A 24,070-nucleotide genomic window follows, 5' to 3' on the forward strand; every position below is an offset into this window, starting at 1 on the left:
CCGACACCGACACCGACACCGACAGCCGAAAGCCGACACCGACACCGACAGCCGACAGCCGATAGCCCCTAAGCCACCGCATACCGCATAATCACCTCCTGCGTCGCTTCGGTCTTGGACAGCAGCGCTGTTTGTTTGCCTTTGGATAATACCAGAATGCGGTCGCTGAGGCCGAGGATTTCGGGGAGTTCGGATGAGATCATGATCACGGCCATCCCGCGGTCGGCGAGGCTGCGGATTAGTTTATATATTTCAAATTTCGCCCCAACGTCTACGCCGCGCGTCGGCTCGTCGAGGATGATGATTTCGGGGGAGGCCAGCAGCACTTTGCCGATGACGACTTTTTGCTGGTTTCCGCCACTTAAATAAGTAACATGCTGACCGGTTCCGGCCGTTTTGATCTTCAAATCGGCGATCATTTTTTCGGTAACCGATTGCTCACTGTGTGTGTTGATAAAGCCGCCTTTGCGGTGATTGTTCATGCTCGAAAGCGTGATGTTATCCTTTACGGACATTCTGGGAATAAATCCAAGCGCTTTCCTGTCCTCGCTCACATACCCGATCCCACGGTCGATGGCTTCCCGCGGCGTGCGTGCAAGAAATGGTATCGTTTTAATCATAACCTCTCCCTCATCCCACTGATCCAATCCAAATATGGCCCTTGCGATCTCGGTCCTGCCAGCGCCCATTAGCCCTGCCAGCCCCAGTATTTCACCCGATTTTACATGAAAACTAATGTTTGAAAACTTACCTGCCTTGCCCAGGTTCCGCACAGAAAGCACTTCCGGCCCCACCGGCTGCGTGGCTTCGGGGAACATCTGATCGATTTCCCGACCCACCATCATAGCAATCAATGCGTGGTGGTCCAGCTCGGCGGCGCCTTTGGTACCAATATACTTCCCATCGCGGAGCACGGTGATAGTGTCCGAGATTTGGAATATCTCGTCCATTTTGTGGGAAATGTAAATAATGCTCACGCCCTGTGCTTTCAAATCGCGGATGATCTGGAACAGCGTCGCCACTTCTTTGTCCGAAATCGCCGACGTAGGTTCGTCCATGATGATCACTTTTGCATTGTTGGAAACGGCTTTCGCGATTTCTACCATCTGCATCTGTGCCACGCTGAGGTGCTTCATCTTAGCCTTTGGAGCGATATTAACACCCATTCGGTCAAGCAAGGCAGCCGCACGCTGGTTGATTTCGCTGTCATTCAGCCAGGCCGACAGGATTCCGCGCTTCCCCGAAACCTCCCTTTCTCGTCCCAAAAAAATATTCTGCGCCACGGTCAGTTCCGGAACGATCAGGATTTCCTGGTGGATCATGGAAATGCCTTTTTTCAAAGTCTCATTCACATTGTGGCCGACAAGGTTGTCGTTTTCAAGCAAAACCTCACCGGAATCGGGCGTCACCAACCCGATCAGGATTTTCATGAAAGTGGATTTCCCAGCCCCATTTTCACCCATCAGGGCGTGTACTTCGCCTTTTTTGAGGTCAAAATGAATGTTATCCAGCGCTTTCACGCCGGAAAACGACTTCGAAATTTCCCTAACCCTCAGAATGTGATCGGACATAGCAGTATCGAAACTGAGGCTTCGACCAATCCCGCAGAAAATGGTCAAAGCCTCAGATTATGAATGCATTATTGGATTAACCCTCCCAATTCACGCCAGTATCTTTCCAGCTTTTGGAAGCAGCCGATTCCAGCACCGCTTCGCACACTTTCTGTGTCTCATAAGCATCGCGGAAAGTCGGCGAGCAAGGTTTGCCGGTTTGCAGGCTTTCGAAGAAATCCGCCGCCTGGTGTACGAACGAATGCTCGTAGCCAATGCTCGTTCCCGGAATCCACCAGCGCTTCATGTAAGGCTGGTCGCCGTCGGTCACGAGGATCGAACGCCATCCGCGCACGATCGACTGATCGTCGTGGTCGAAGAATTCGAGGCGGTTCATATCATGCAAATCCCAGCGGATCGACGCATGTTCGCCATTGATTTCAAACGTATAAAGTGCCTTGTGCCCACGTGCATAGCGCGTCGATTCGAACAAACCGAGCGAGCCGTTGTCGAAGTGGCAGTGGAAAATACAAGCATCGTCGATGCCTACTTTCTGCACTTCGCCAGTGCCTGCATGCTTGCGCTCCTTGATAAACGTCTCAGCCACAGCCGATACGTCCTTAATACCGCCATTGATCCACATCGCGGTGTCGATACAATGCGCGAGCAAATCGCCGGTCACTCCGGAACCCGCCGCGTCTACATCGAGGCGCCACGTAGCTGTTCCGCCCTGCGGTACATCCGGGCTGATCGTCCAGTCTTGGAGGAAGTTGGCGCGGTAGTGGAAAATGCGGCCCAGCTTACCTGAATCCACGATTTGTTTTGCCAAAGTCACCGCAGGCACTCGGCGGTAGTTGTACCAAACCGTGTTTTTCACGCCAGCCGCCTCAATGGCTTCCACCATCGTTTTTGCCTCTGCCAATGTGCGCGCCAGCGGTTTTTCGCAAAGGATCATTTTGCCCTTCGCAGCCGCTGCCAATGCGATTTCGGCGTGGGTATCATTCGGCGTACAAATGTCCACCGCGTCGATATCGTCGCGCTCGATGATCTTGCGCCAGTCTGTTTCGTACGATTCGTAGCCCCATTGCTCGGCGAAAGCCTTCACTTTCTCCTCGTTACGGGAACAAACTGCCGCCAAAACAGGGCGATATTCAAGCTCAGGAAAAAAGTCCCCGATTCTTTTATAACCATTGGTATGCGTGCGGCCCATCAAACCGGAACCGATCAGGGCAACGCGGATTTGTTTTTTTTCAGACATTGGAGTTAAAATGGCTATCGGCCGTCGGCTTTCGGCTTTCGGCTTTTGATTTTGAAATGTACTTCGGCCGTTGGTTTTGGCTTGGTTTTGAAATGTACTTCGGCCGTCGGCTTTCGGCTGTCGGCTCTCTTAAAATATTTGCAGCAATCGGATGTCAACCATCGAAAACAAGCCGATAGCTGATAGCCGACTGCCGAAGTTTTTTTACGCCTTCCACCCATGCGCATTGCGCACTTTTACCAGTGCGGCGAGGATGTCGTTCCAGGTTTCCTGCTTGTACATCACCTCGTTCGGGAACATACAGCCGTCCCAGCAGATGTGGCGGAATGCTTTGGTGAGCTCGCCTTTTTCGTCGCGGAGCCAGAAGCCGGCGTGGTGTACGATGTCGAGCTTGCCGTTCGGATCGGTCGCGAGGCAGTGGCGGCCGGTTTTGTCGTGCGAGCCTGTGCCGTGCACGGTTCCGTCGTTTTGTGCTACGTGAAAATCGATGGTCCACGGACGCAGCGCGGCGGTCATTTTCTTGAATGCTTCGTCCAATGTAGCGCGGTCGTCCCACTGGAAATCTGCCGGCAGAATGCGGTCTTCCGGCGCATTGTAACCGAGCAAATACAGGAATGTATGCGACATATCTGCCTGGAAACCGACATTCGGACGATCGGTCTCTTCCAGCGTGTCGATCATCGCCTTCCAGCTATGCATCCCGCCCCAGCAGATCTCGCCTTCGGCGGCCAGTCTTTCACCAAAATCGGCGGCTACATCGGCAGCGCGACGGAAAGTTTCTGCGATCTGTTTGGTATTGCCTTTCGGATCGGCCGACCATGCTTCGGGCGAAGCGGCAGAGTCAATGCGGATCACGCCGCCCTGACGCACGCCAACGTCGCGAAGTTGCTTACCGAACTCGCATGCTTTACGCACCTGCTCCACAAATGTGTCGCGGGCATCCTTGCTACCCATAGCCGAACCGGCCCACACATTGGCAACCAAGCTTCCTGCTTCGAGGTTGTATCCTGCCAGCTTGTCGGCCAGGCGCTTCCCGCCGTCGGCGCTATTCAGGTATTCACCGATATGCTCATCGAACAAACCGATATCGACGCCATCGAATTTCACGCCATCCACTTCCGCAGCGGCGGTTTTTTCGAGCAATGTATCAAAAGGAATAATCGGCTCTGAATCAGAACCTTTACCTACGATGCCAGGCCATGTGGCATTGTGGAGCTTGGGGAAATTATTTTCAGGCATGGTTTAAGGAATTTTAGTTTTTACAGAAAAATAGCTCCGGAGGAGCCCCCTGTTTATAGCAACAATGTTTGATTTGATGTCTGGCTCCGTAGGTGCCTCCTGTGTGTCAGGCGACTCCGATGGAGTCTTAGAAATTCAATTCTTACGGTTTGCTAGAAACAGGGTGCCCCGCCGGGGCTTCTACAATACTAAATCAGGATTACCCGGACCGAAGTGTTTCAAGATCACGATCGGGTCGGTTTTCGATGGGTTACTGATCGTAACACCTTCTACCGCAGCTGCTTCGGTTACGAAATATTCGTCGTTGGTGAGCTGCCCGTAGCGGATCAATGCAGGGGTTTCGATATCCCACACACCGAATTTGCCGTGGCCCTGCATCACGATCATTCCGTATGCTCCGCCGTCTTTGATGGTTACAGTTTGTCCCGGGAAGACGGTCAGTTCCTTGGCGCTGTAGGCCTCATTTTTATAGCAAATCCAGTTTTCGCTGTATCCTTCGGCCTCCATTTCAGCCACATCTTTCACCGGTTTCGGACGCATGAAGTGTTTTTCCATCAGATTAGGATTTACATTCAAATCCCAGTCGATCACTTCCATGAGCAGGTCGTAATCGCCGATCCGGTCTTTTGGTGTGCCTTTCCAAAGCAATTCCTCCGGAATAACTGCTTCATTCACAAGCGATTGATACATTGCGAAAATATCTGAGGCTTTTTGAGGCTCATAAGTACACAAGCTGCCCGGCGCGTGGAGCATGCCCGGAGGCACATCCCAGCCTGTTCCCGGTTCCAGACGGAACGCCTGGGAATAATTGGTAATCTTGTTATCACCCTTGGTGAAGTTCATCAGGCACTCCTTGATCTGCTCTTTGGTCGTGCCGGGCGCGATTCCAATGAATGTGTAAGGAAAATCGCCACCGTGGTTGTTCAGCTGCGGCGGGAAATAGTAGGCTTCCGGCTTGCCGTTCTGGCCCACCATCGCAGCGTGCTCGTCGCGGTGGTGAATGTGGTGTGGAAGCGGCCCCATATTGTCAAAAAACTTGGAGTACATCGGCCAGCTTTGGTATTGATCCCACAGCCTGTCGCCTATAATCTGGCCTTTCAGCTCTGCTACCGCGTCACGCAAGGTCACTTTTTGAACGCCCGATTCATCTTCCAGAACGATTTGGCTCAAACCTTCATTTTCGCCGGTAAGCGGCCCGTTTTCCGCCGGAGTTGTGGACGACAACCAACGCTCATCGATACCTCCACGCTCTCCACCCAATATGTAATAATCGTCGGGGTGCAATTTGATCCTGCGGCCGGGAACGCAAAACGAACGCGGCACCCAGGTCGGCGCCAGCCGCAAAATGCCTTTCCCCTGCTCCAATGCCTTCTCAGCTATACTTGAAAGTCCCATTGTTTTTGTATTAAAGAATTGGTTTTTGGTACAAATATTATGGTGCGCTGCACCGGGTTATAAATTCATTTAAAACTCCTACGATACATTCACCTTTAATTCAAACTCCTCGATCTCTTCCTTCGCCGTTAGCACGCTCAGTTCGAGGTCGTATTCTCTGGTTTCTTCGGGTTCTAGGAAAATCAATGTCCCGTCTTCCCGCGCTTTGGCCTGACCTGAAAGCGGGTGTGTGCTCGGCTCGATGCCCGTCACGTATTCGCCTTTGCCCCAATGCTGCCAGTTGGCGAGCCAGGGCAGTTGTTCTTTTTTGAATTTCAATGCGACAGCCAGTCCGAGCTGCTCATTGCGCAATCCACAAATGCTGTCACCGAAAATATCAGCATCCACGTCGATCAGCGCCACCTCCTCGCCGCTGCCCAAATGCGATTCCAGCGGCGCAGGCACTTTTTTGAATGCATTTCCCTCTTTGAAAATCTTCGCATTCCCTTCGCCGTGGCGCGGGTGCCATTGACCGTTCCAGAGAATGTCCGCACCTTCGTCGACCAGCGGCCAGCCGAAGTTGAAATGGTACAGCAGCATATGCGGCGCGGCGGTGTTGGCTTTGTTGATCACCTCGTCGTGAATACGCAGCTTTGCTTCGCCCAATGTGGCGGAAATGGTTCTTTTCAGCTCCAAACTGGGTCCGAATGGCCGCGTTTCGCGGATAATGCCGGTGATGCTCATCTCATATTTCCCGGCACGCAGGTCAGGCTGGATGATGGAAATGATCTCCGCGGGCTGGTTGCCGATCAGGCCGTGCAAGCCGCGGTCGCCGTACTCGTCCGACTCAGGTCCGCCCGCGTGCGAGAGGCCGCAGGTCGTGAGCAGGCCTCCGCCGAATGTTCGGAGCCAGTCGATGCCTTTATCGGAAAACGGTTGCGGCGAAGTAACGCCGCCGTGGCTGATCCACGCCAGGCTGTGCTGGTTGTAAAATGCCTCGGCAATGTCCATCGCGCGGTCGATCACGACTTTGAAGCGCAGCCCACCGCCGGTATTAATCCACGCAATGCGGGTACCGCGCCCGGCGCCATTGTCGAGCACCGAGGTTTCGATGCCGCCCACCTGAATGGGGTTCGACACCTTGTTCTTCCAGTCTTCTGCTTGCTTTTCAATGCCTTTCCAATCGCCAATCTCCATTATATCTTAATTAAACTAATAATTGTCTAAACCTGAAAAAGGCGCAAAATGCCTTGTTTTAATGCTTTTAATTGAAAAAATGCGGGATCAGGCCACCGGCACGCGGCTCAGCCAGTTCCTCACACGGGCATTGAAATCTTCGGTATTTTCAAAATGGAATGCGTGCCCGAGCTTATCGTACAAGTGCAGCTCAGCACCCGGAATGCCGCCTGCGACCTCTTCGGCCATCCATACCGGCGTAAAAATGTCTTCTTTACCCCCTATCACCAATGTTGGCGCATTGATCTGGCCCAAATCGGGCAATGCATTGTGATTAATGCAAGCCGCGGCCTGCCCTTCGAGCCCGTGCAGCGGCTGCGGAAACGGATTAAACGCGTCAATCCGGCGCCCGTTTTCCAGGTCTTCATGCTGTTTCGCATCGTCCCACGACGATTTTGAAAAGATCAGCAACTGAATGTACAGGCTGAATTCCTCCGGCCGGAAACGCGCCTTGGCATTCATAATATGCTGGAAAAGCCCTTTTGCATAATTGTCGCAGCGCGCCCAGGGGCACATTAGTACCAGCGATTTCACCTTTTTCGGATGCCGGATCGCGAGCTGCTGGGCAATGGTGCTGCCCATTGAGCATCCTACCACATGCGCATTCTCCAATTCCAAAGAATCCAGCAAACCGGCATAGTCATCCGCCATTTGCTCGGTTGAATACGGCCCGGCCGGCTTGTCGGTAAGCCCCACGCCGCGGTTATCGCCGATAATGCACCGAAAATGATGCTTCCAGTCAGCCACGTGCACATTCCACACAGCACCCGGCGCCGTGATGCCCATAATAAGCAACAAAGGCTCGCCAGAACCGCGTTCTTCGTAATAAAAGTTGATACCGTTGGTTTTGATGGTGGGCATGTTTTTATGGCAGTCGGCTTTCGGCTATCGGCCGTCCGCTTTTTTGTAATGTTGATTTTAACTAAAAGAATCCAAATGTCTGACTGCCGAAAGCTGACAGCCAAAGTACCTAGCCGACTGCCGATAGCCGACAGCCGAAGTACCTAGCCGACCGCCGAAGTCTAGCGCAGCCCCGGCACCAACTCCTCCTGAATCCACTTTCCGTCGTGCAATGTCACGAAATCGGGGTCTTCCAGGGCTTCTTCGCCTTCGTCTTCGCAGATGATCCAGCCGGTGTAATTGATGTCTTTCAGCCATTGGGTCACGCCGAGCAGGTCTACTTTGCCCTTGCCCATCAGGGTGAATTCGGGGTTTCCGTCCCAATCCTTGTAATGAACGTGGTTGATGAGCGACTGGTATTCTTTCATTTTCGTGAGCGGGTCCATACCGCCGTTGATGATGTGGCCCACATCGGGCGTCCAGCCGGTTACCGACGCATCCAGGCCGCCGAGCACGATTTTGTAATCTTCTTCGGTGCGGATAATGGAGCTGTGCGGCGAGTTGGGGTGGTAGCTGCACGGCACGCCTTTTTCGGCGGCACGGCGCGATACCGTGTTCACGATGTTGATCAGGCGTTTCTGGCGCTCTTCAATGTTATGCCGGCCCGTCGGGATTTGTACGGTGTTGAGCACGGCGCCGGGGAAGCGTTGCAGCACGCGGATGGCGTGGTCGGCCACTTCCCGTTCGCGGTCGGTTTCTTCGGCTTCATTCCAATCCAATGCGAGGGCCAATGCGGCGAGTTCGATGCCCTGTTCTTTCAATTTGGCTTCGAGCAGGTCGGGGTCCTGGAGGTCGCCCATCCAGGTGAAAATCGGCTGAATGCCGGTAAAGCCCGCTTTCGCGATCACTTCGATCATATGTCCTAACCGGCCCTGGTGCGTTTGGCCGCTGTTGCTCATGAACCAGGTGTAAACCTCTGACCCAAAGCGGAATGGAAGTTGCTTAGACATTAAAAAGTTTATTTTTTCGATTGATAAAAAATCACTTCGACTTCTTCTTCTTCACTACCTCGCCCGGCATAATGAGCGAATCCCAGCCCGCCAGGTCGGAAGGCTTCACATTGGCTTTGTACCCGCTGAAATTGAATGTGGTAGGCTTGTACGGGCCCACAAAAGCAATGTCATTGTTAGGTTTGATAGCGTTTTCCTGCCCCAGCCCCCAGAACATCGCATTCACGATCATTCTACGGAAGCCGTCATTGAGCAAATCCTCGGAAGCACCATGCGTAGTCGTAAACGCGCGGCCTTTTTTGCCGCCTTCCATCTGGTAATCGCGGATCCAGGCAACGGGCAACAATTCCTTTGTTGGATCGGCAGGAGAATCGGCCGTCATACCATTCAGTACCTGGCCTTTAGCGAGCACGGTGCCTTTCGGCTCAGCGGTGTAGCCGCCCGATTGCACCCACATGTCTTTCACGCCGCGCATGATCGGATGGCTTTTCTGCGCTTCGTCGATGATGATTTTGGACGATTGTTTATGGTTAGTCCCGTAATGCGACACCCAGGTCTCACCCAAAATATGTTCCCCGAAACCATCTTTCCAGGCCGTTTTCGGACCTTTGTAATTCCAGGTGTAATGCTCCCACTTCGGGTCGTTTTTGATTTCGAATGCGTGGGTGGAAGTGCGGAATGCCACGATGGGCCCACCGCGTTTGAGGTAATTGTCAAAATGCTGCATTTCCTGGTCGCTGAAATGCGCGAAACGCATGAACAGCACCATCAGATCGGCCTTTTCGAGCACGTCGAGGCCTTTTACATTCGAACTGCCGGGGTAAATGTAGCCATTGGAATCGAGCGCGTACACGACGGTGCAGGTGAACCCGTACTTCTTCGCCATAATGCGCGCGAGCGCCGGAAGCGATTCTTCGCCACGGTATTCGTGGTCGGTGGCGATGAAAACGATGTTTTTGCCCACGCCAGGCCCCTTGTCGCCTTTGTACACCACGCGGTGTTTCGCGGGATTGTCCTGCGCATTCGAGGCGAAGGTTACCAGTGCAATGCCGAGCGCCAGCATTGATTTCAAAAGATTTTTCATAAACCCGACTGGAAAATGTGGTTGATCAGAGCCCGTGTTTCAGGCTCATTTCGCGGATGAATTTGTAGCCGTTTTCCGCAATGTCCCACGGCTCGTTAAACTCCCGCCAAACGCCGATCGCATTCGCAAAGCCCGGATCGTTGCGTGAAAATGCCTCGATCGTCAGCCAGCCGTCATATTTGATCGCTGCCAAGGCAGCAAATGCGTCGTCCCATTTCACCTGGCCTGTGCCCGGCGTACCGCGGTCATTTTCGCTGATGTGCACGTGCGCGAGGACTGGCTGGATCGTCTGCAATCCGTTCAGATAGCTTTTTTCCTCGATATTGGAATGGTGCGTGTCAAACATCGCCCGCACGTTGGGATGGTCGGCGGCTTTCACGAGTTTGAGCAGCTGCTCCATGGTATTGCACAAATAGCATTCAAACCGGTTGAGCGCTTCCAATGCAAAGGTGATGTTAGCTTGTGCGGCATACTCAGCGGCGGCATTCAGCACTTCGCCGGCCAATGCATATTCCCGGTCTTCGGCGGGGCGGTTCACAAACACCGTGTGCGCCGAATGGAACGGCCCGCAAATCACTTTTGAATTGAGATCATGCGCGCGGTCCACCGCCCATTTGATCTTGTCCAGCGCTTTCTGCCGAACTTCAATCGAGTCGCTTACCGGGTTTTCATCGGCTCCGAGCGTCATTACCGCGGTGGTTTCAAGACCCAGGTCTTTTACAAAACTGCCCATTCGCTGGTAAGCCGCTGCTTCCTGGGGTCCTAAATAAAACTCGGCACCGTCGTAACCAATCGTTTTCAGTCTTTCGATGATCGGAAACAGGTCATCCGAAACTGCCGCCGTCCAGGCCAGCACATTAAATCCGATTTTATTCATTATGAAGGCTTTATGCTTTAAGCCTTAGGCTATAAGCTTTACGTTAAAGGTTTTACATCAAGCCAAAGGCCGACGGCCGACAGCCGATGTTCTAACTATTATTGTTTGATGCGCAGGTCTTTGTATTCCACTTTCATAGGCGGCCCTACGTGCACCTGTACTCCTAAAAGGCCTTTTTTGGCGCCATTTACCGTGTCATTGTCGGTAACATCGCTCATCAGGACGTCATTAATGTAGTGTTGCAGGCGGTTTCCCTTCACTACCAGGTGGAAAGTGTTCCAGTCTTCACTCTTGATCAATGTCTTCAAAGAGTCGGAAGATCCGAGCGAACCTACCACTTCGAAGCCGGTCCAGGCGTTTTTCGACACGTTTTTGCGGACGCCTTCGGGTGTTTTGTCGCCGGTGTATTCCTTGATCACCGTTTTCTGGCCGCGGTAGGCCAGTGTGGTGCGCTTGCGTTCTTCGTAATTCTGGCCGGTGTAGTTGTTTTTACCATCGATATCCGCCTGGTAGCCTTTCAATGCAAAAGGCACGTCGGTGAGCTGCTCGGAGCGGTAATTAATGCCGGAGTTTCCCGCAGCTGCGATTTTGAAAGAGCCTTTGAGCTCGAAATCGCCGGGCTCGCCGCCGCGCCAGATGATGAATGAGTTCGTTTTCAGAAGCGTCTCAGGAGTGATCTCGCCTACCAGATTGCCGTTTTCAACGCGCCAGTATTTCGGATCGCCGTCCCAGCCTTTGAGCGTTTTTCCATCGAAAATGGATTTGAAGCCTTTTTCAGCTTTTTGAGCAAATGTGTCGACCTGGCTTGTGAGGGTCATCACGGCGGCCAGGAGCATTCCGGCCTTGATAAATCTGAAACTCATTTTTGATCGCATTTATAGGTTTAGTGACTCCTGAACAACTGACTTCCCTTACTACAAGGGCTATTGGAATATTTATTTCTCTTAAAAAAGCAGAAATTAATATCCAAAAATTCCTAAAAATATCTGTTGCACTATCCTGTACTAACCTGCCCGGCCGGAGTGCCCGGCCGGAGAGCCGTACCGGAGGCTAGTTCGGAATAGGATCGCCCGGGGCTTTTCTGGAAGGGTCGAACTCGGCAACGCCCACGCGCGAATCGGCGCAGCCGTAGTAGAGCAGCCATTTCTTCTTGTGGTACACCATTCCTTCAATAAAAACCGTCCCGGCCACGTATTGTCCGCTTTTTTCAAAAGGCTCCATCGGGCGGAAAAACGGCGTATCGAGGCGAGCGAGCACTTTGGTAGGATCGTTCTTGTCAAACAATACCTGCCCGGCACAGTAGCTGTTGGGAGTGAAGCGCTTGTCGCCATCTTCGCCTTTGTCGTTTTTGCCGTTATAGAGTAGTACAATGCCCTTGTCGGTGAGTATAGCCGGGGGGCCGCATTCGGTGAGGTTGCTATCGAAATAGCCTTTTCTGGGGGAAATAAGGTTAATCAAATCGCCTTTGCTGTCCACTACCGGCTCCCAGTTCAACAGGTCGGTAGAGGTGGCGATGTTCACATTCGCTTCGCCGAAATAGAGCCAGTATTTGCCGTTGACTTTGGCAATCACCTGTTTGTCGCCCACGAGTTTGGTAAGAATCGAGCCCGATTTTGTCCAGATATTATTGAATTTCCCGCCGTACGCTTTCGCAAATGCAGGACCTTGCTTGTCCCATTTGAGCAAATCGCGGGATGTGGCCACACCAAGGCGCGCCTTGTCTTTGTTCCATTGTGTGTAAATCACGACGTACAGCCCATCCTCCGTAACCGCAACGCGCGGATCTTCGCAGCCGCCGGGCCATTCGTTGGCTTTCTGGCTGTCTTCGGCCGGGAAGAGCACCGGTTCTTTTCTTCTTTTGAAATGAATGCCGTCCTCGCTCTCCGCATAGCCCAGCCGCGAGGTGCGCATGCCGATTGCCTTGCCGGCTTTGTCCTCGGCGCGGTAAAGCACTACGATCTTGCCGTTTTTCATGGTCGCGGCAGGGTTAAATGTGTCGTTCGATTCCCAATCGACCTCGCGTTTGTTCATCGGACAAAAGAAGCGTGTGGTGCTGTCGGGCGAAACGACGGGGTTCACGCCGGCAGGGCGCTTAAAACCGCCGAATGCCCAGTCGGGTAGTTTATTTTCGGTTTGGGCAAACGCCTGACCGGTCAGGATCGATGTGCATATAGCGAAACCAGCGATAAAATTTTTCATAGAATTTCTATCAGTTATCGAATCAATTTTTTCAAATATAAGCATTTCGGGCAATGCCGGACGGTATGCGGCGAGGGCAATAAAAAATCCGGTCTGATCGCTCAAACCGGATTTGGTGTCTTTTAAATATCTGATGATTATTTGTTCGCAACCAGATTTACGTCTAGCGTAAAGTCATTGTCGATCGCCTTGTCGCCCAGGTTTTCGAAGAAGTTCGTCGAGCGGAATTTGATGTCATATTTCGTACGGTCGATCGAAACTTTCGCATTGGCAGTCACTTTTTTGGCGTCGGCTGTTACGGTTGCGGGGAATTTCACGTCCTGCGTAATGCCCTTAATGGTGAGCTTGCCGGTTACGTCATAAGCATTGCCCCCTTTGGGTGTTACCGATGAAATCACCAGTTTCGCCTGCGGGTGTTTTTCAACCGAGAAGAAGTCGTCGCTTTTGAGGTGATTGGTCAATTTTCCGTTCATTTCCTTGTCGGTAACGTCGGTTACAACCAGCGATTTGATGTCGGCTACAAAACTTCCTCCTTTGAGTTTGTCGTTATCCACCACGAGCGTACCGCTTTCCAGAGGCACCGTTCCGGCGTGCGTTCCTGTCACCTTTTTAGCGCCCCAGTTGATGGTGCTTGCTTTGGGATCTACCTTCAGTGTTTTGTCGGCAGCATTTTTTCCAGGACCGTTGGCAATAGCAGCAACATTGAAAAGCAAACCAGCTGCTGCGAGTACAAACATTCTTTTCATAATAATTTCAATCGTTTAAAGTGTAGAAGAATTGTTTTGAAAGATATGAAGAATTAAAAGGACTTAACAAATCATTAACAGGCTTTAACAATCGTATACGTCATTTATCAGGAGCGCGTTGCCTCGCTTTCGAGCAATTTCACGCTTTCAAAATGTTCCAAAATCTTCTTGCCCTCTGTCCAATCTTCCAGCCCTGAAACTGCATTGATATGGCCTTTTTTGCCAATATTGATAAAATCGCTGCCCCAATTCGCCGCGAATACTTTCGACCGGGTAATGGTTGCGTAAATGTCGTTCGTACTCGCCACCACAATCGTTTTAAACGGGATAGCGCGCACCGGGATAGGCGTAAAACCGACCACAAAATTCAGGCGTTTGGAGAGCTCCGCATCTGCCGGCGCCACCAGTAATGCGCCCTTAATGTGCTCCGAACTGAATTCCTGCGCCCAATGCGCCACGGTAATGCAACCCAGGCTGTGCGCCACGAGGATCGTCGGTCCGGTGAGTTCGCTGATCTGCTTTTGCAGCTGCCCCACCCAATCCTCCTTAACGGGCCAGTCCCAGTTGGCCTGCCGCACGCGGTCGAAACGGTCGGGATATTGCTCTTCCCAGATGGTTTGCCAGTGCTGCGGGCCGGAGCTCGCAAGGCCGGGTACGGTCAGAAAGCGCATACTCATAGCTTTATCGGTTTGTTAACTGATCATTTTTTATCCATCACACAGCGGAAACCGAGGTTGTTGCTGCCGCTGGTCACCTCTCCTTTTCCGCGGCTGCCCGCCTTGTAGCGAATGCAATAGTCGTCGCTGCACAGGAACGATCCGCCGCGCTGCACGCGCTTCACGGCTCCCGGCTCGTCGGGATCGTAACTGTCAGACGGGCCTCTTGGGTTCACGCCCGGACTTTTCTGATAGTAATCCGGCCGGTAGAGGTCCTCGCACCATTCCCACACATTGCCGTCCATATCGTAGAGGCCATAGGGATTGGCCGGGAACGAGCGGATCGGCGCGGCGGTGAGGTAGCCGTCTTCTTTCGTATTTTTATCGGGAAAGCTGCCCTGGTAAATATTGGCAACCCATTTACCGCCCGGTTTCAGTTCCTCGCCCCAGTAATAGGTATGATTTCCCTTGCCGCCCTGCGCCGCAAACTCCCATTCCGCTTCGGTAGGCAGTCTTTTTCCGGCCCATTTGGCATAAGCGGCCGCATCTTCGTACGATACGTGCACCACCGGATAGTTTTCACGTCCTTTGATCGAGCTGGAAGGTCCTTCGGGATGGGCCCAGTTGGCTCCCGGCACGTAATTCCACCATTGCAGCGGGTTGTCCAGGCTCACACGCGTTGGCGTGGGCGTGAACACCGCCGAACCCGGAACCAGCTTGTCGGCCGGCACGCCGGGGTAGTCCGCGGGGTTGAGCGGGCGTTCGGCTACGGTTTTATAGTTGGTGGCTTTCACAAAAGCGGCGAATTCGGCGTTGGTCACCTCGTGGGCGTCCATGTAAAATCCATTGATAGTCACCTCGTGCATGGGACGCGAATCGGGGAACTCGTCGGCGCCCATCAGAAACTTGCCGCCGGATAGCCACACCATTTCCGTGGTATCCCCTGCACCTTCGGCTACGTGGCTCGCATTGCGGATCGCCGCTGCGCGCGTGGGCATTCCATCGGCAATGCAGGCAGCAAGGCTATCGGCTTTCCGCTTTTCCTCGGCGCTTTGTTTGCTTTCGCAGCCTAGCAACGTCACGGCCATCAGGCCCACCATCCCACAAAAACCTTTTATTGTAAACTCCATATTCCTTTAAACCCAATTACCCTATTTTAACTTTAAAAACGTCCTTCAATGCCTGCCGGGCCGCGTGGTACCCGCACATGCCATGCACGCCCCCGCCCGGAGGTGTGGACGATGAGCAGATGTAAATGTCGTCCGCCGACGTCCGGTAAGGCGAGACACTCACCACCGGACGTGAATACAATTGCCAAATATCCTGAATACCGCCGTTAATGTCGCCGCCGATATAGTTTGGATTATATTGTTCAAAAGCGCTGGCATTGGTGGCATGCTTTGCCAGGATCACATCCCTGAAACCGGGCGCATACCGCTCGATCTGGCTTTCCAGGGCGTCGGTCATATCGCGGTCGTCGCCGTTGGGCACGTGGCAGTAAGCCCAGGCGGTATGTTTGCCTTCGGGTGCGCGGGTTTTGTCAAAAACACTTTGCTGCGCTACCAATGCGAATGGCTTTTCGCCGCGCTTACCGTTTCCTACATTGCGTTCGTACCGCACAATTTCTTCAAATGTGTTGCCCAGATGCACCGTGCCGGCTCCCCGGCATTCCTCGCGCTGGAACGGGATCGGCTCGTTTAATGCCCAATCCACCTTAAATATCCCCGGACCCTGCCGGTAGGTTCCGAGCCGGCGCTTGTACGACGAACTCAGCCTGCTGCCCGCAATGCGGACCAGTTGCCTGGGCGTTACGTCCATCAGTATCACTTTCGACGACGGCAGCTCATCCGCCGAGGCCACCATCCAGCCTGTCCGGATTTCCCCGCCAAGTGACCGGAAATAGGCGGCGAGTGCGTCGGCAATACTTTGGCTACCGCCCACGGGGATCACCCAGCCTTTAATATGCGCTGCCGCCATGAGCATGATGCCAAATGCCGACGTTGCGAGGTTGCCAAGCGGCTGGATCGAATGTGCGGCCATTCCGGCCCACAATGCACGTCCTTCCGCGGTTTTGAACCGTGCCGCTGTCCATGTCGCCGGCGGCAATGCCTGCAATCCGAATCCCGCCAGCCGGAATGGCTCTTCTGGCCATTGGAGCGGGCCCAGCAATGCCGGCAGCAGTTTTGGAATGGAGTCGAGCAGGCTGCCCATCCACTTGCGGTAGGTGTCGCCGTCGGCACCCAACTGTCGGGCCGTCGATTCTACCGACTGGTCGAGCACCGCTACCCTTCCGCCATCCAGCGGGTGGGCCGCGTCGTGCGTCGGCTGTACAAACCGCAATCCAAAATCGGCGAGCGGTAACCGGGCGAAAAACGGCGACATTAGCGCCATCGGGTGAACAGCCGAACAGATATCGTGGCGAAAACCAGGCAACGTTAGTTCAGCAGTACGCATTCCGCCGCCGATCGTATCCTTGCCTTCCACCACCAGCACCGACAGCCCCGCTTCCTGCAACGTAATAGCCGCTGCAAGCCCGTTCGGGCCCGAGCCGACCACCACCGCATCATATTCCGGGGTCTTCACTCGGGAAGTATCCGCTCTGGAAGTGTCCGCTTGGATTGTCGCCACGCTGATCAGGGTTTCGCTGCCGCAAGAATTCTAAGGGCCTCGTCGTCTTTGTATTCGTTCATCAATGCTTTCAGCTTGCCTTTCAAGTCGGCTGTGAGCTTCTCGGTCCCTTTTGTTCCGTAAATATTGGAAACTTCTTTAGGGTCCTTCTGCAAATCGTAGAGCTCCCAGGAATCCACGCCGCCGTAGAAATAAGCCAGTTTGTAGCGGCTTGTGCGCAATCCGAAATGCGGGTAAACGTGGTGTGGCTCCGGAAACTCGTAGTAATGGTAGTAAGCTTCTTTACGCCAAGGCACCTGCGCGAGGTTGTTGGCTTTGAGTAGCGGAAAAAACGATTTCCCCTGCATGTCAGTCGGCGTGGACACGCCTGCGATGTTCAGCACGGTGGGTGCCCAGTCGATATTGGCCACCAGGTTGTCCACTTTTGTCCCCGGTTTGATTACCCCCGGATAGCGGATCACGAACGGAGTTTTCAATGATTCTTCGTAAATAAATCGCTTATCGAACCAGCCATGCTCGCCCAGGTAGAAACCCTGGTCGGAAGCATAAATCACCACTGTATTTTTGGATAAACCACTTTTATCAAGGTAATCGAGCAGTTTGCCGATGTTGCGGTCGAGTGAATTGGCGGTCGAGAAATAATCGCGCAGGTAGCGCTGGAATTTCCATTCAACCAATGCCTTGCCCGTCAGGTTTTTGTCGGTAACTTCCTTCGAAACCTTGTCGTAATAGGCTTTGAACACCTTCTTCTGTTCAGCATTCAGGCGTTTGTAGAGGAAATCTTTCTCATAATCCACACCCACCTTGAGGTCGTACTTCATGCGCATCGTTTTGTCGATGGTCATATCCTGTTCGGCGGCGGCTTTTCTTCCTTTATAATCGTCGTAGAATGTCGATGGCAGCGGGAAATTCACGTCATCGTACGCGCCAAGGTCCTGCAAATCGGGCAGCCATTCGCGGTGTGTGGCTTTGTGGCCCACAATCAGGAAGAACGGCTTGCTGTCTTCGCGCTTTTCGAGCCAGCCGGTGGCGAACTGCGTGATGAGGTCGGACACGTAGCCGGTGTACCGGGTTGTGTCGTTGGGCTGGCCGATGAAATCGGGGTTATAATAATGTCCCTGGTCGGGCAGTACATTCCAGTAATCGAAACCTGCCGGCAGGCTGTTCAAATGCATTTTGCCGATCCACGCCGTTTGGTAGCCATTTTTGCGCAATGTCTCGGAAAGCAGCGTCTGGCTGGTATCGAACCGCGTGCGGTCGTTGCGTTTGTAGCCATTCAAATGGCTGTATTTGCCGGTGAGCAGCGTGGCACGGCTCGGCCCGCATATCGAGTTGGTAACGATGTTGTTGGTGAGCAACGCGCCTTCGCGGGCAATGCGGTCGATATTGGGCGTTTTCACGATTTTGTTCCCATAAGCGCCAATGCCCTGGTAGGCGTGGTCGTCGGAGAAGATAAAAATAATGTTCGGCCGCGAGGGGGTTTGCGCAATCGCCGGGGCGACCGACAGAACCAGCGCCAGCAGACCTGAAATGGCGGATAACGTTGACTTAACGGAACGGGTTAGAATAGCAAACATGAATTACTCTATATAATAGGTAGACAAAATAAACTTATGCAAAATCAATTCGCAAGCGTTTCGCCGGAATTACTTTGCAAGACGGGCATTCACCCGCGTTAAAATTACAAATTGGCGATTTGTTTTCACTATCCTGTGTTTTTAAAAGCGAAAAGCCCGGAGCGATCTATCGCCCCGGGCTTTTATACGCATTTATACTGACCTATTTGGTCTTTTTGTGCAATGCTTCCGCCATTTCCAGGTGGTGTTTCAAAGTCGGGACCTTGCCCTGCGCCCAGGCCTTCACGTCCGGGTCCTTGGCTTCCTTGGCAGCTTCCTCAAACTCGCTGATATCTTCCTTATGGTCGTCTACCATAAACGACATATAAGCTTTGTCAAACTCAGCTCCTTTCTTCTTGGCGAGATCATCGTATTTCTTCTGCTTCTCATTGCTCAGCATGGCCGGCAGTGTAATGTTCTTCTGGGCCGCGAGCGTTTTCAGCTCCTCGGAAGCCTTGGAATGATCGGTCATCATGGTTTCACCAAACTTTTTGACTTCGGCGCTGGCGGCATTTTTCTGGGCCAGTTCGCCCAGCTGCACTTCCATCATTCCGCCATCGGCGGCCGCTACGGCAAACTCGGCGTCGTCTTCCAGATCGGTGGTGTCGAGTTTCGCTTCGTTTTGCTCTTCGGCCACTTCGGTGGTGTCTTCCGTTTTCTGACTGTTACATGCCGCGAACGACATTACTGCGGCGATCAGCATGATGCTTAATTTGATCTTTTTCATAAGCGGTTTTCATTTTTTGATGATTTAGTTCAGAAAAGGGAAAAAAGCATGCCATCCAACCGGCCGCTACCGCGGACCGGCAAGAGGTTTCGTTTGACGAGGGTAGAAAAAGACATTTAGTTTTCTGGAAAAAGAATACATATTTTTGTCGATACCGGCCGATAATTACCTGAGCTATCCGGGTGTTTCGGCCTTGTACCAAACGCGCCTCTAAACTAATAAATGAGCCCTCTTAGCCCCCTGCGGATCTTGCTGGCCGACGACGATGATGATGACACCTTCCTTTTCCGGGAAGCTTTGGCCCAAGTGCAGCTGGCAACGGAGCTATCGGTTGCCGGAAACGGCGTGGAGCTGATCCGGATTCTGAAAGACACGAGCGCCAAGCCGGACATTATATTTCTGGACATGAATATGCCCGTCAAGAACGGTCTCGAATGCCTCGAAGAGATCAGAAGTACGGCCGGGTACGAACAGATCCCGGTGGTGATACTTTCCACTTCCGTTGCACAATACCTCTGGGAGTCGGCCTACCGGAACGGCGCCAACCTGTATATCCAGAAACCAACCAGCTTCAACGGCCTGATAGAAATCCTGAAAAAGTGCCTGCTCAAACAGGCCGAACCGGCCGAGCCCGAGGGGTTGGAACAATTTTTGATAATCAATTAATTCTTACAGGTTTTCAATTTGCATTCAGCATGAGTGAAGCGACAGCTTTCAACACGGAGCAAGACTTATTTTTCAAACGATTAAGACAAGAGACAGCGGAAAGTCACCAGAATCTGGAAAATAACCGTCTTTCCAAAGCAATACTCACTCCCTCGGTTTCCATCGCGGACTATCAGGCCTATCTGGCTGCTCTTTTTGGAGTAACGGTTGCCTGCGAGGATCAGATATTTCCATCTATTTCCCATATTATCACCGATTTACGGGATCGATATAAATCGCGACTGATCATTGACGACCTGTTGGCCACGGGTTTTTCGGAGGCCGAAATTGATGCGTTGCCAGTTTATCGTTTCGAATTTTCGTCCGTCGCCGAAGCGCTGGGCATTATGTATGTACTGGAAGGTTCCACGCTAGGCGGAAAGATTTTATACCGGCATATCCACGAAGTGCTCGGCCTCACGCCCGAAAACGGCGCTTCGTACTTTTGGGGATATGGTGCGCAAACCGGGAACTTGTGGAAAAGTTTCATCTCCTCCCTTACCCAGTTTGTCGACGAACATGACGAACGCGATGCGGTGATCGCCAGCGCAAAAAAAACTTTTACCATCATTGACAATTGGCTTGGCCAGAGCGGCCCGGCGGGTCGTAACTGATCAGCAGGAATGAACATTAAGGACATTGTGAATCGCGACATTGTCAACCTGACAAATTGCGAAAGTGAACCCATCCATATACCAGGCAGTATCCAACCCCACGGCTTTTTGCTGGGGATTAAAAAAGGAGATTTCAGAATTGAGTTCTGCAGTGCCAACACTGCAGACTTTATAGGCGCAGGCCCCGAGAAACTGCTCGGCAAATACATTGCAAAAGTCTTCCCCGAGGAACAAGCATCACTCTTCGCGTCATATGCTAATGAGGAAGTGATCGACCCGGCCAAACCGTTCGTATTCATACTGCACGGCACCTCGTTTAACACCACCGTGCACCAGAGCGGCGATAATGTGATCATGGAACTCGAGCCGTTCCCGGACGGCACGCTGCAATTGCCTAACCTGTACACACAAACCCGGAACTTCGTGTCGATCATGGAGAAGTCTACCGGCTTGCTGGACCTCTGCCAGGAGGTTGCGGACGAAACGCGCAGCATTACCGGCTATGATCGTGTGATGATCTATCGCTTCGACGAACAATACAATGGGGAAGTGATCGCCGAAAGCCGGCGTGAAGACCTTGTGTCGTTTGCGAACCAAAAATACCCGCATACCGACATTCCCGTTCAGGCGCGCGAGCTGTATATCCGCAACCCGCTGCGCGTGATCGCCGACATTAATTACCAACCGGTGCCGCTGCTGACGATTGACGATTCGTCCGCCAAAGGCAACCATTCGCTCGACCTCAGCCTGTCTATTCTCCGAAGCGTATCGCCGATCCATATTGAATATCTCAAAAATATGGGTGTGGGCGCAACGCTGACGATCTCGCTGCTGCAAAATCAGAAACTGTGGGGGCTGATCACGTGCCATCATTATGCACCGAAGATATTGCCGCACTATACACGCCTTTCCGCATTGCTGCAAGGGCATTTCCTCACTTCCCAGATCTCGGTGCGCGAAGTGGCCGAGGAGTACAAGATAGGCGAGGAAGTGGATAAAGCCCTGGTAGAATCGCTTACCATTCTCCACCAAACGGAGAACTTCATGGAAGCCTGCTACGAATCCGCGTCGTTGCTGAAACTCGCCAATGCCACCGGCGCTGCCATTTATTATGATGGCAAACTGTACACCAACGGGCTCGTCCCACCGGATGCCGACTTGCTCGCATTGTTTTCGTTCCTGTCGAATGCCTACCCGAACCAGAGTGTTGAGACCGACAATCTGATCGACATTTATCCGGCGGCCAGGGATATTTCCAAATATGCGGCCGGCGTCGTATTCCATTCGATGATTTCCGGTGGAAACGACGGGATATTGTGGCTGCGGCAAGAAAAAGTGGAGACCATCAAATGGGCAGGAAACCCCGACAAAGCGGTTTTGAAGAATGAAGACGGCAACCGGCTTTCGCCGCGCAAGTCTTTTGAGCTCTGGGCGGAAATTGTGAAGGACAAGAGCATGCCTTGGCGGAAATCGGAGATCAATGCCGCTTCCAGCTTCTCGTATGCATTGCAGAAGCACATCAATTACCGCGTGATCCGGGCGCAGGAAGATCAGAACAGGGCGCTCAACGAGGAGTTGAAGCTTGCCAACAAGGAGCTATCCAACCTCAACTGGATTTCCACGCACGATTTGAAAGAACCGCTGCGCAAAATCCAGATTTTCGCATCCAAGGTGCTCGACCGTGAAGACCCGGACCTATCCATGCAAGTGAAGGATTCGGTGGAGAGAATGCGCTTCGCAGCTGAAAAAATGCAGGTGCTGATCGAGGACATCCTCACCTATTCGAAGGCCGGCAATATGGAGAAGGTGTTCGTCCGCACCGACCTGAACGAAGTGCTTACTCATGTACTAAGCGAACTGGAAGAAAACATCGAGGAAAAGGGCGCTTCGGTACAGGCCGACAACCTCCCGGCGATCGAGATCATTCCGTTCCAGGTGCACCAGCTGTTTATCAACCTGGTTAGCAATGCCATTAAATTTGTAAAAATCGACCGAAAGCCGGAAATCAGGATCACAACTAGCATTGTCGCCGGCGAAAACGTGCCCGACGGCAAAGGAACGAGGGGACAGCAGTACCATGCCATTGCGTTCCACGACAACGGGATCGGTTTCGAAAAAGAATATGAGCACCGGATTTTTGACATTTTCCAACGCCTTCACCCGGCCCACAAATATCCGGGAACAGGTATAGGGCTGGCCATTTGTAAGAAGATCATGGAAAATCACCGCGGATTCATCGACGCCACGTCGGTGTTTGGCGAAGGCTCCGTTTTCACCATCTATTTTCCCGCCAAATAGCCGCTCCGTAAGTGAGTACATTGTTCCTCAGCTTCGCCATCGACAAGGCGGTGCTGGGGATTTTTTTTGTACTCAAAAACCCTCCCTAGTGACGCACAAGCGGTTCCGCGTTCCCTCGCATGCTGGTATTAAATTATTATAACAGCATCACAAAAAACTGTAAACCAAATGTCAGTAGCCGCAGCCCTGGAAATGCCAACCGACGAGCCTGTGATCACGGCCCGGCAGTTTAAAAAGCTCAGAAAAAATCCCGCATTGGCCGCCGAAGCCGCGGGACTACATTATATACAGTCGGCCGACGCCCCCGGCTATACCCGGAAAGGCAAAGCGCCGCGCTTCTACTACACCGATGCCGCCGGTCAGCGCTGCAAGGACCCGGAGACGATCAAGCGCATCCGGTCGCTCGTGCTGCCGCCTGCCTGGACGGACGTGTGGATCAGCGCAGATGCGGACACGCATTTGCAGGCCACGGGCATCGACGCCGCCGGCCGCAAGCAGTACCGCTACCATCCCTACTGGAACCTGGTGCGGAACCAGGCGAAATATTACAAACTGCTCATGTTCTCCGAGGCATTGCCCGTGCTGCGCGAGCAGGTGGAGCACGATTTGCGCAAGCGCGATTTCGACCTGTCCAAGGTGATTGCGCTGGTGATCAAGCTAATGGACAAAACCTGCATTCGCGTGGGTAACCAGCGCTACAAGGTGCGCCACGGCTCATCGGGCATTACCACCCTCGACGCCCGTTGCGCAACCGTCACGGGCAGCCGCATCCGCTTTATGTTCAAAGGAAAGAAAGGTATCCAACAGGACATTACCCTCCGCGACAAGCAGCTTGCCCGACTGGTGAAACAATGCAAGGAAATGCCCGGAAAGCGGTTGTTTCAATACATTAATGAAAACGGCGGCAAATGCGCGCTGAATGCACAACAGGTGAACGACTACATCCGCCGCCACACGGGAGCAAGTTTCTCCGCCAAGGATTTCCGGACCTGGATGGGCACCGTCACTGCGTTTGAATACCTGAGCCACCAGGAAAAAGCCGCGTCACAGCGCCAGCTTACCCGCACGCTGAACTCCTGCCTCGACGCCGTAGCTGCCCATCTGGGCAATACCCGGGCTGTTTGCAAAAAATATTACGTGCATCCTGCTGTTTTCAGGGCTTATGAGAACAACCGCATTCAACGGTTTTTGAACAAACAAGTGGAAGAAGCCGCCCATTTCTCCGAAACCGAGCAATATGTGCGGGCATTGCTGGCACGGCCGTCCTGACGCTCCGTGCCGGTGCAATGCAGAGCGACGAGGACGGCTTCTCACCCGCCGGGCAATATCTCCTACATATACGCAGCCGGTAATGTGTGTCAGAAACCGTTTTAAGCGGCTTTTGAAAATTTGGCACAGCATTTGAAAGTGATG

The 24,070-nt window shown here is 52.9% G+C and carries 21 protein-coding genes; 4 read left to right on the plus strand and 17 right to left on the minus strand.

The window, feature by feature from the left end; translation table 11 throughout:
• Positions 1–68: 68 nt before the first annotated feature.
• The 17 genes from DFER_RS15675 to DFER_RS15755 all read right to left on the minus strand — a co-directional run bounded on the left by DFER_RS15675 (position 69) and on the right by DFER_RS15755 (position 19,040).
• Positions 69–1,571, minus strand: a complete 1,503-nt coding sequence (locus DFER_RS15675) for a sugar ABC transporter ATP-binding protein (RefSeq protein WP_015812624.1) — start codon at positions 1,569–1,571, stop codon at positions 69–71.
• A gap of 76 nt (positions 1,572–1,647) precedes the next feature.
• Entirely contained in the window at positions 1,648–2,808 is a 1,161-nt protein-coding gene (locus DFER_RS15680) for a Gfo/Idh/MocA family protein (RefSeq protein WP_015812625.1), read from the minus strand.
• A 204-nt stretch (positions 2,809–3,012) separates the two neighbouring features.
• Positions 3,013–4,047 (minus strand): TIM barrel protein, encoded by a 1,035-nt coding sequence (locus DFER_RS15685; RefSeq protein WP_015812626.1) that lies wholly within the window; start codon positions 4,045–4,047, stop codon positions 3,013–3,015.
• Between the two features lie 180 nt (positions 4,048–4,227).
• Positions 4,228–5,442 carry a class I mannose-6-phosphate isomerase gene (locus DFER_RS15690; protein WP_015812627.1) on the minus strand — a complete coding sequence of 405 codons (1,215 nt, stop codon included), beginning with the start codon at positions 5,440–5,442 and terminating at the stop codon, positions 4,228–4,230.
• A 78-nt stretch (positions 5,443–5,520) separates the two neighbouring features.
• Positions 5,521–6,618, minus strand: a complete 1,098-nt coding sequence (locus DFER_RS15695; protein WP_015812628.1) for an aldose 1-epimerase family protein — start codon at positions 6,616–6,618, stop codon at positions 5,521–5,523.
• Positions 6,619–6,705: 87 nt separating this feature from the next.
• Entirely contained in the window at positions 6,706–7,518 is an 813-nt protein-coding gene (locus DFER_RS15700; RefSeq protein ID WP_015812629.1) for an alpha/beta fold hydrolase, read from the minus strand.
• A gap of 161 nt (positions 7,519–7,679) precedes the next feature.
• The gene (locus DFER_RS15705) at positions 7,680–8,507 is read right to left on the minus strand and encodes a sugar phosphate isomerase/epimerase family protein (RefSeq protein WP_015812630.1); all 828 of its coding nucleotides are present in this window, start codon (positions 8,505–8,507) and stop codon (positions 7,680–7,682) included.
• 31 nt (positions 8,508–8,538) lie between these two features.
• Positions 8,539–9,591 carry a ThuA domain-containing protein gene (locus tag DFER_RS15710; RefSeq protein WP_015812631.1) on the minus strand — a complete coding sequence of 351 codons (1,053 nt, stop codon included), beginning with the start codon at positions 9,589–9,591 and terminating at the stop codon, positions 8,539–8,541.
• A 25-nt stretch (positions 9,592–9,616) separates the two neighbouring features.
• Entirely contained in the window at positions 9,617–10,468 is an 852-nt protein-coding gene (locus DFER_RS15715) for a sugar phosphate isomerase/epimerase family protein (protein WP_015812632.1), read from the minus strand.
• Positions 10,469–10,566: 98 nt separating this feature from the next.
• Positions 10,567–11,304 (minus strand): 3-keto-disaccharide hydrolase, encoded by a 738-nt coding sequence (locus DFER_RS15720; RefSeq protein WP_050774760.1) that lies wholly within the window; start codon positions 11,302–11,304, stop codon positions 10,567–10,569.
• 214 nt (positions 11,305–11,518) lie between these two features.
• Positions 11,519–12,667: a beta-1,2-mannosidase gene (locus DFER_RS15725; RefSeq protein ID WP_015812634.1), complete on the minus strand. Its 1,149-nt coding sequence runs from the start codon at positions 12,665–12,667 to the stop codon at positions 11,519–11,521.
• Between the two features lie 137 nt (positions 12,668–12,804).
• Complete coding sequence (locus DFER_RS15730; RefSeq protein WP_015812635.1) at positions 12,805–13,404, minus strand: YceI family protein; 600 nt, start codon at positions 13,402–13,404, stop codon at positions 12,805–12,807.
• A 116-nt stretch (positions 13,405–13,520) separates the two neighbouring features.
• Positions 13,521–14,090, minus strand: coding sequence for an RBBP9/YdeN family alpha/beta hydrolase (locus DFER_RS15735; RefSeq protein ID WP_015812636.1), 570 nt, complete (start codon positions 14,088–14,090; stop codon positions 13,521–13,523).
• 23 nt (positions 14,091–14,113) lie between these two features.
• Positions 14,114–15,199: a formylglycine-generating enzyme family protein gene (locus DFER_RS15740; RefSeq protein WP_050774701.1), complete on the minus strand. Its 1,086-nt coding sequence runs from the start codon at positions 15,197–15,199 to the stop codon at positions 14,114–14,116.
• A gap of 16 nt (positions 15,200–15,215) precedes the next feature.
• Entirely contained in the window at positions 15,216–16,652 is a 1,437-nt protein-coding gene (locus tag DFER_RS15745; protein ID WP_015812638.1) for a phytoene desaturase family protein, read from the minus strand.
• A gap of 50 nt (positions 16,653–16,702) precedes the next feature.
• Positions 16,703–18,274, minus strand: coding sequence for a sulfatase family protein (locus DFER_RS15750; RefSeq protein WP_015812639.1), 1,572 nt, complete (start codon positions 18,272–18,274; stop codon positions 16,703–16,705).
• Positions 18,275–18,476: 202 nt separating this feature from the next.
• Entirely contained in the window at positions 18,477–19,040 is a 564-nt protein-coding gene (locus DFER_RS15755; protein WP_015812640.1) for a DUF4142 domain-containing protein, read from the minus strand.
• Positions 19,041–19,262: 222 nt separating this feature from the next.
• Between DFER_RS15755 and DFER_RS15760 the strand changes: the two genes are divergently transcribed.
• The 4 genes from DFER_RS15760 to DFER_RS15775 all read left to right on the plus strand — a co-directional run bounded on the left by DFER_RS15760 (position 19,263) and on the right by DFER_RS15775 (position 23,926).
• Positions 19,263–19,706 (plus strand): response regulator, encoded by a 444-nt coding sequence (locus tag DFER_RS15760; protein ID WP_015812641.1) that lies wholly within the window; start codon positions 19,263–19,265, stop codon positions 19,704–19,706.
• Between the two features lie 29 nt (positions 19,707–19,735).
• Positions 19,736–20,359, plus strand: a complete 624-nt coding sequence (locus DFER_RS15765) for a biliverdin-producing heme oxygenase (protein ID WP_015812642.1) — start codon at positions 19,736–19,738, stop codon at positions 20,357–20,359.
• 9 nt (positions 20,360–20,368) lie between these two features.
• Positions 20,369–22,657 (plus strand): ATP-binding protein, encoded by a 2,289-nt coding sequence (locus DFER_RS15770; RefSeq protein ID WP_015812643.1) that lies wholly within the window; start codon positions 20,369–20,371, stop codon positions 22,655–22,657.
• A gap of 168 nt (positions 22,658–22,825) precedes the next feature.
• Positions 22,826–23,926 carry a DNA topoisomerase IB gene (locus tag DFER_RS15775; protein WP_015812644.1) on the plus strand — a complete coding sequence of 367 codons (1,101 nt, stop codon included), beginning with the start codon at positions 22,826–22,828 and terminating at the stop codon, positions 23,924–23,926.
• The last annotated feature ends 144 nt before the right edge of the window (positions 23,927–24,070 follow it).

The organism is Dyadobacter fermentans DSM 18053, assembly GCF_000023125.1.
Classification (GTDB): Bacteria; Bacteroidota; Bacteroidia; order Cytophagales; family Spirosomataceae; genus Dyadobacter; species Dyadobacter fermentans.

Bases quoted from the DNA above. Each gene is read 5' to 3' on its own strand.
- DFER_RS15675 (WP_015812624.1), bottom strand. From the start codon at position 1,571: ATGTCCGATCACATTCTGAGGGTTAGGGAAATTTCGAAGTCGTTTTCC.
- DFER_RS15680 (WP_015812625.1), bottom strand. From the start codon at position 2,808: ATGTCTGAAAAAAAACAAATCCGCGTTGCCCTGATCGGTTCCGGTTTG.
- DFER_RS15685 (WP_015812626.1), bottom strand. From the start codon at position 4,047: ATGCCTGAAAATAATTTCCCCAAGCTCCACAATGCCACATGGCCTGGC.
- DFER_RS15690 (WP_015812627.1), bottom strand. From the start codon at position 5,442: ATGGGACTTTCAAGTATAGCTGAGAAGGCATTGGAGCAGGGGAAAGGC.
- DFER_RS15695 (WP_015812628.1), bottom strand. From the start codon at position 6,618: ATGGAGATTGGCGATTGGAAAGGCATTGAAAAGCAAGCAGAAGACTGG.
- DFER_RS15700 (WP_015812629.1), bottom strand. From the start codon at position 7,518: ATGCCCACCATCAAAACCAACGGTATCAACTTTTATTACGAAGAACGC.
- DFER_RS15705 (WP_015812630.1), bottom strand. From the start codon at position 8,507: ATGTCTAAGCAACTTCCATTCCGCTTTGGGTCAGAGGTTTACACCTGG.
- DFER_RS15710 (WP_015812631.1), bottom strand. From the start codon at position 9,591: ATGAAAAATCTTTTGAAATCAATGCTGGCGCTCGGCATTGCACTGGTA.
- DFER_RS15715 (WP_015812632.1), bottom strand. From the start codon at position 10,468: ATGAATAAAATCGGATTTAATGTGCTGGCCTGGACGGCGGCAGTTTCG.
- DFER_RS15720 (WP_050774760.1), bottom strand. From the start codon at position 11,304: ATGCTCCTGGCCGCCGTGATGACCCTCACAAGCCAGGTCGACACATTT.
- DFER_RS15725 (WP_015812634.1), bottom strand. From the start codon at position 12,667: ATGAAAAATTTTATCGCTGGTTTCGCTATATGCACATCGATCCTGACC.
- DFER_RS15730 (WP_015812635.1), bottom strand. From the start codon at position 13,404: ATGTTTGTACTCGCAGCAGCTGGTTTGCTTTTCAATGTTGCTGCTATT.
- DFER_RS15735 (WP_015812636.1), bottom strand. From the start codon at position 14,090: ATGAGTATGCGCTTTCTGACCGTACCCGGCCTTGCGAGCTCCGGCCCG.
- DFER_RS15740 (WP_050774701.1), bottom strand. From the start codon at position 15,199: ATGGAGTTTACAATAAAAGGTTTTTGTGGGATGGTGGGCCTGATGGCC.
- DFER_RS15750 (WP_015812639.1), bottom strand. From the start codon at position 18,274: ATGTTTGCTATTCTAACCCGTTCCGTTAAGTCAACGTTATCCGCCATT.
- DFER_RS15755 (WP_015812640.1), bottom strand. From the start codon at position 19,040: ATGAAAAAGATCAAATTAAGCATCATGCTGATCGCCGCAGTAATGTCG.
- DFER_RS15760 (WP_015812641.1), top strand. From the start codon at position 19,263: ATGAGCCCTCTTAGCCCCCTGCGGATCTTGCTGGCCGACGACGATGAT.
- DFER_RS15765 (WP_015812642.1), top strand. From the start codon at position 19,736: ATGAGTGAAGCGACAGCTTTCAACACGGAGCAAGACTTATTTTTCAAA.
- DFER_RS15770 (WP_015812643.1), top strand. From the start codon at position 20,369: ATGAACATTAAGGACATTGTGAATCGCGACATTGTCAACCTGACAAAT.
- DFER_RS15775 (WP_015812644.1), top strand. From the start codon at position 22,826: ATGTCAGTAGCCGCAGCCCTGGAAATGCCAACCGACGAGCCTGTGATC.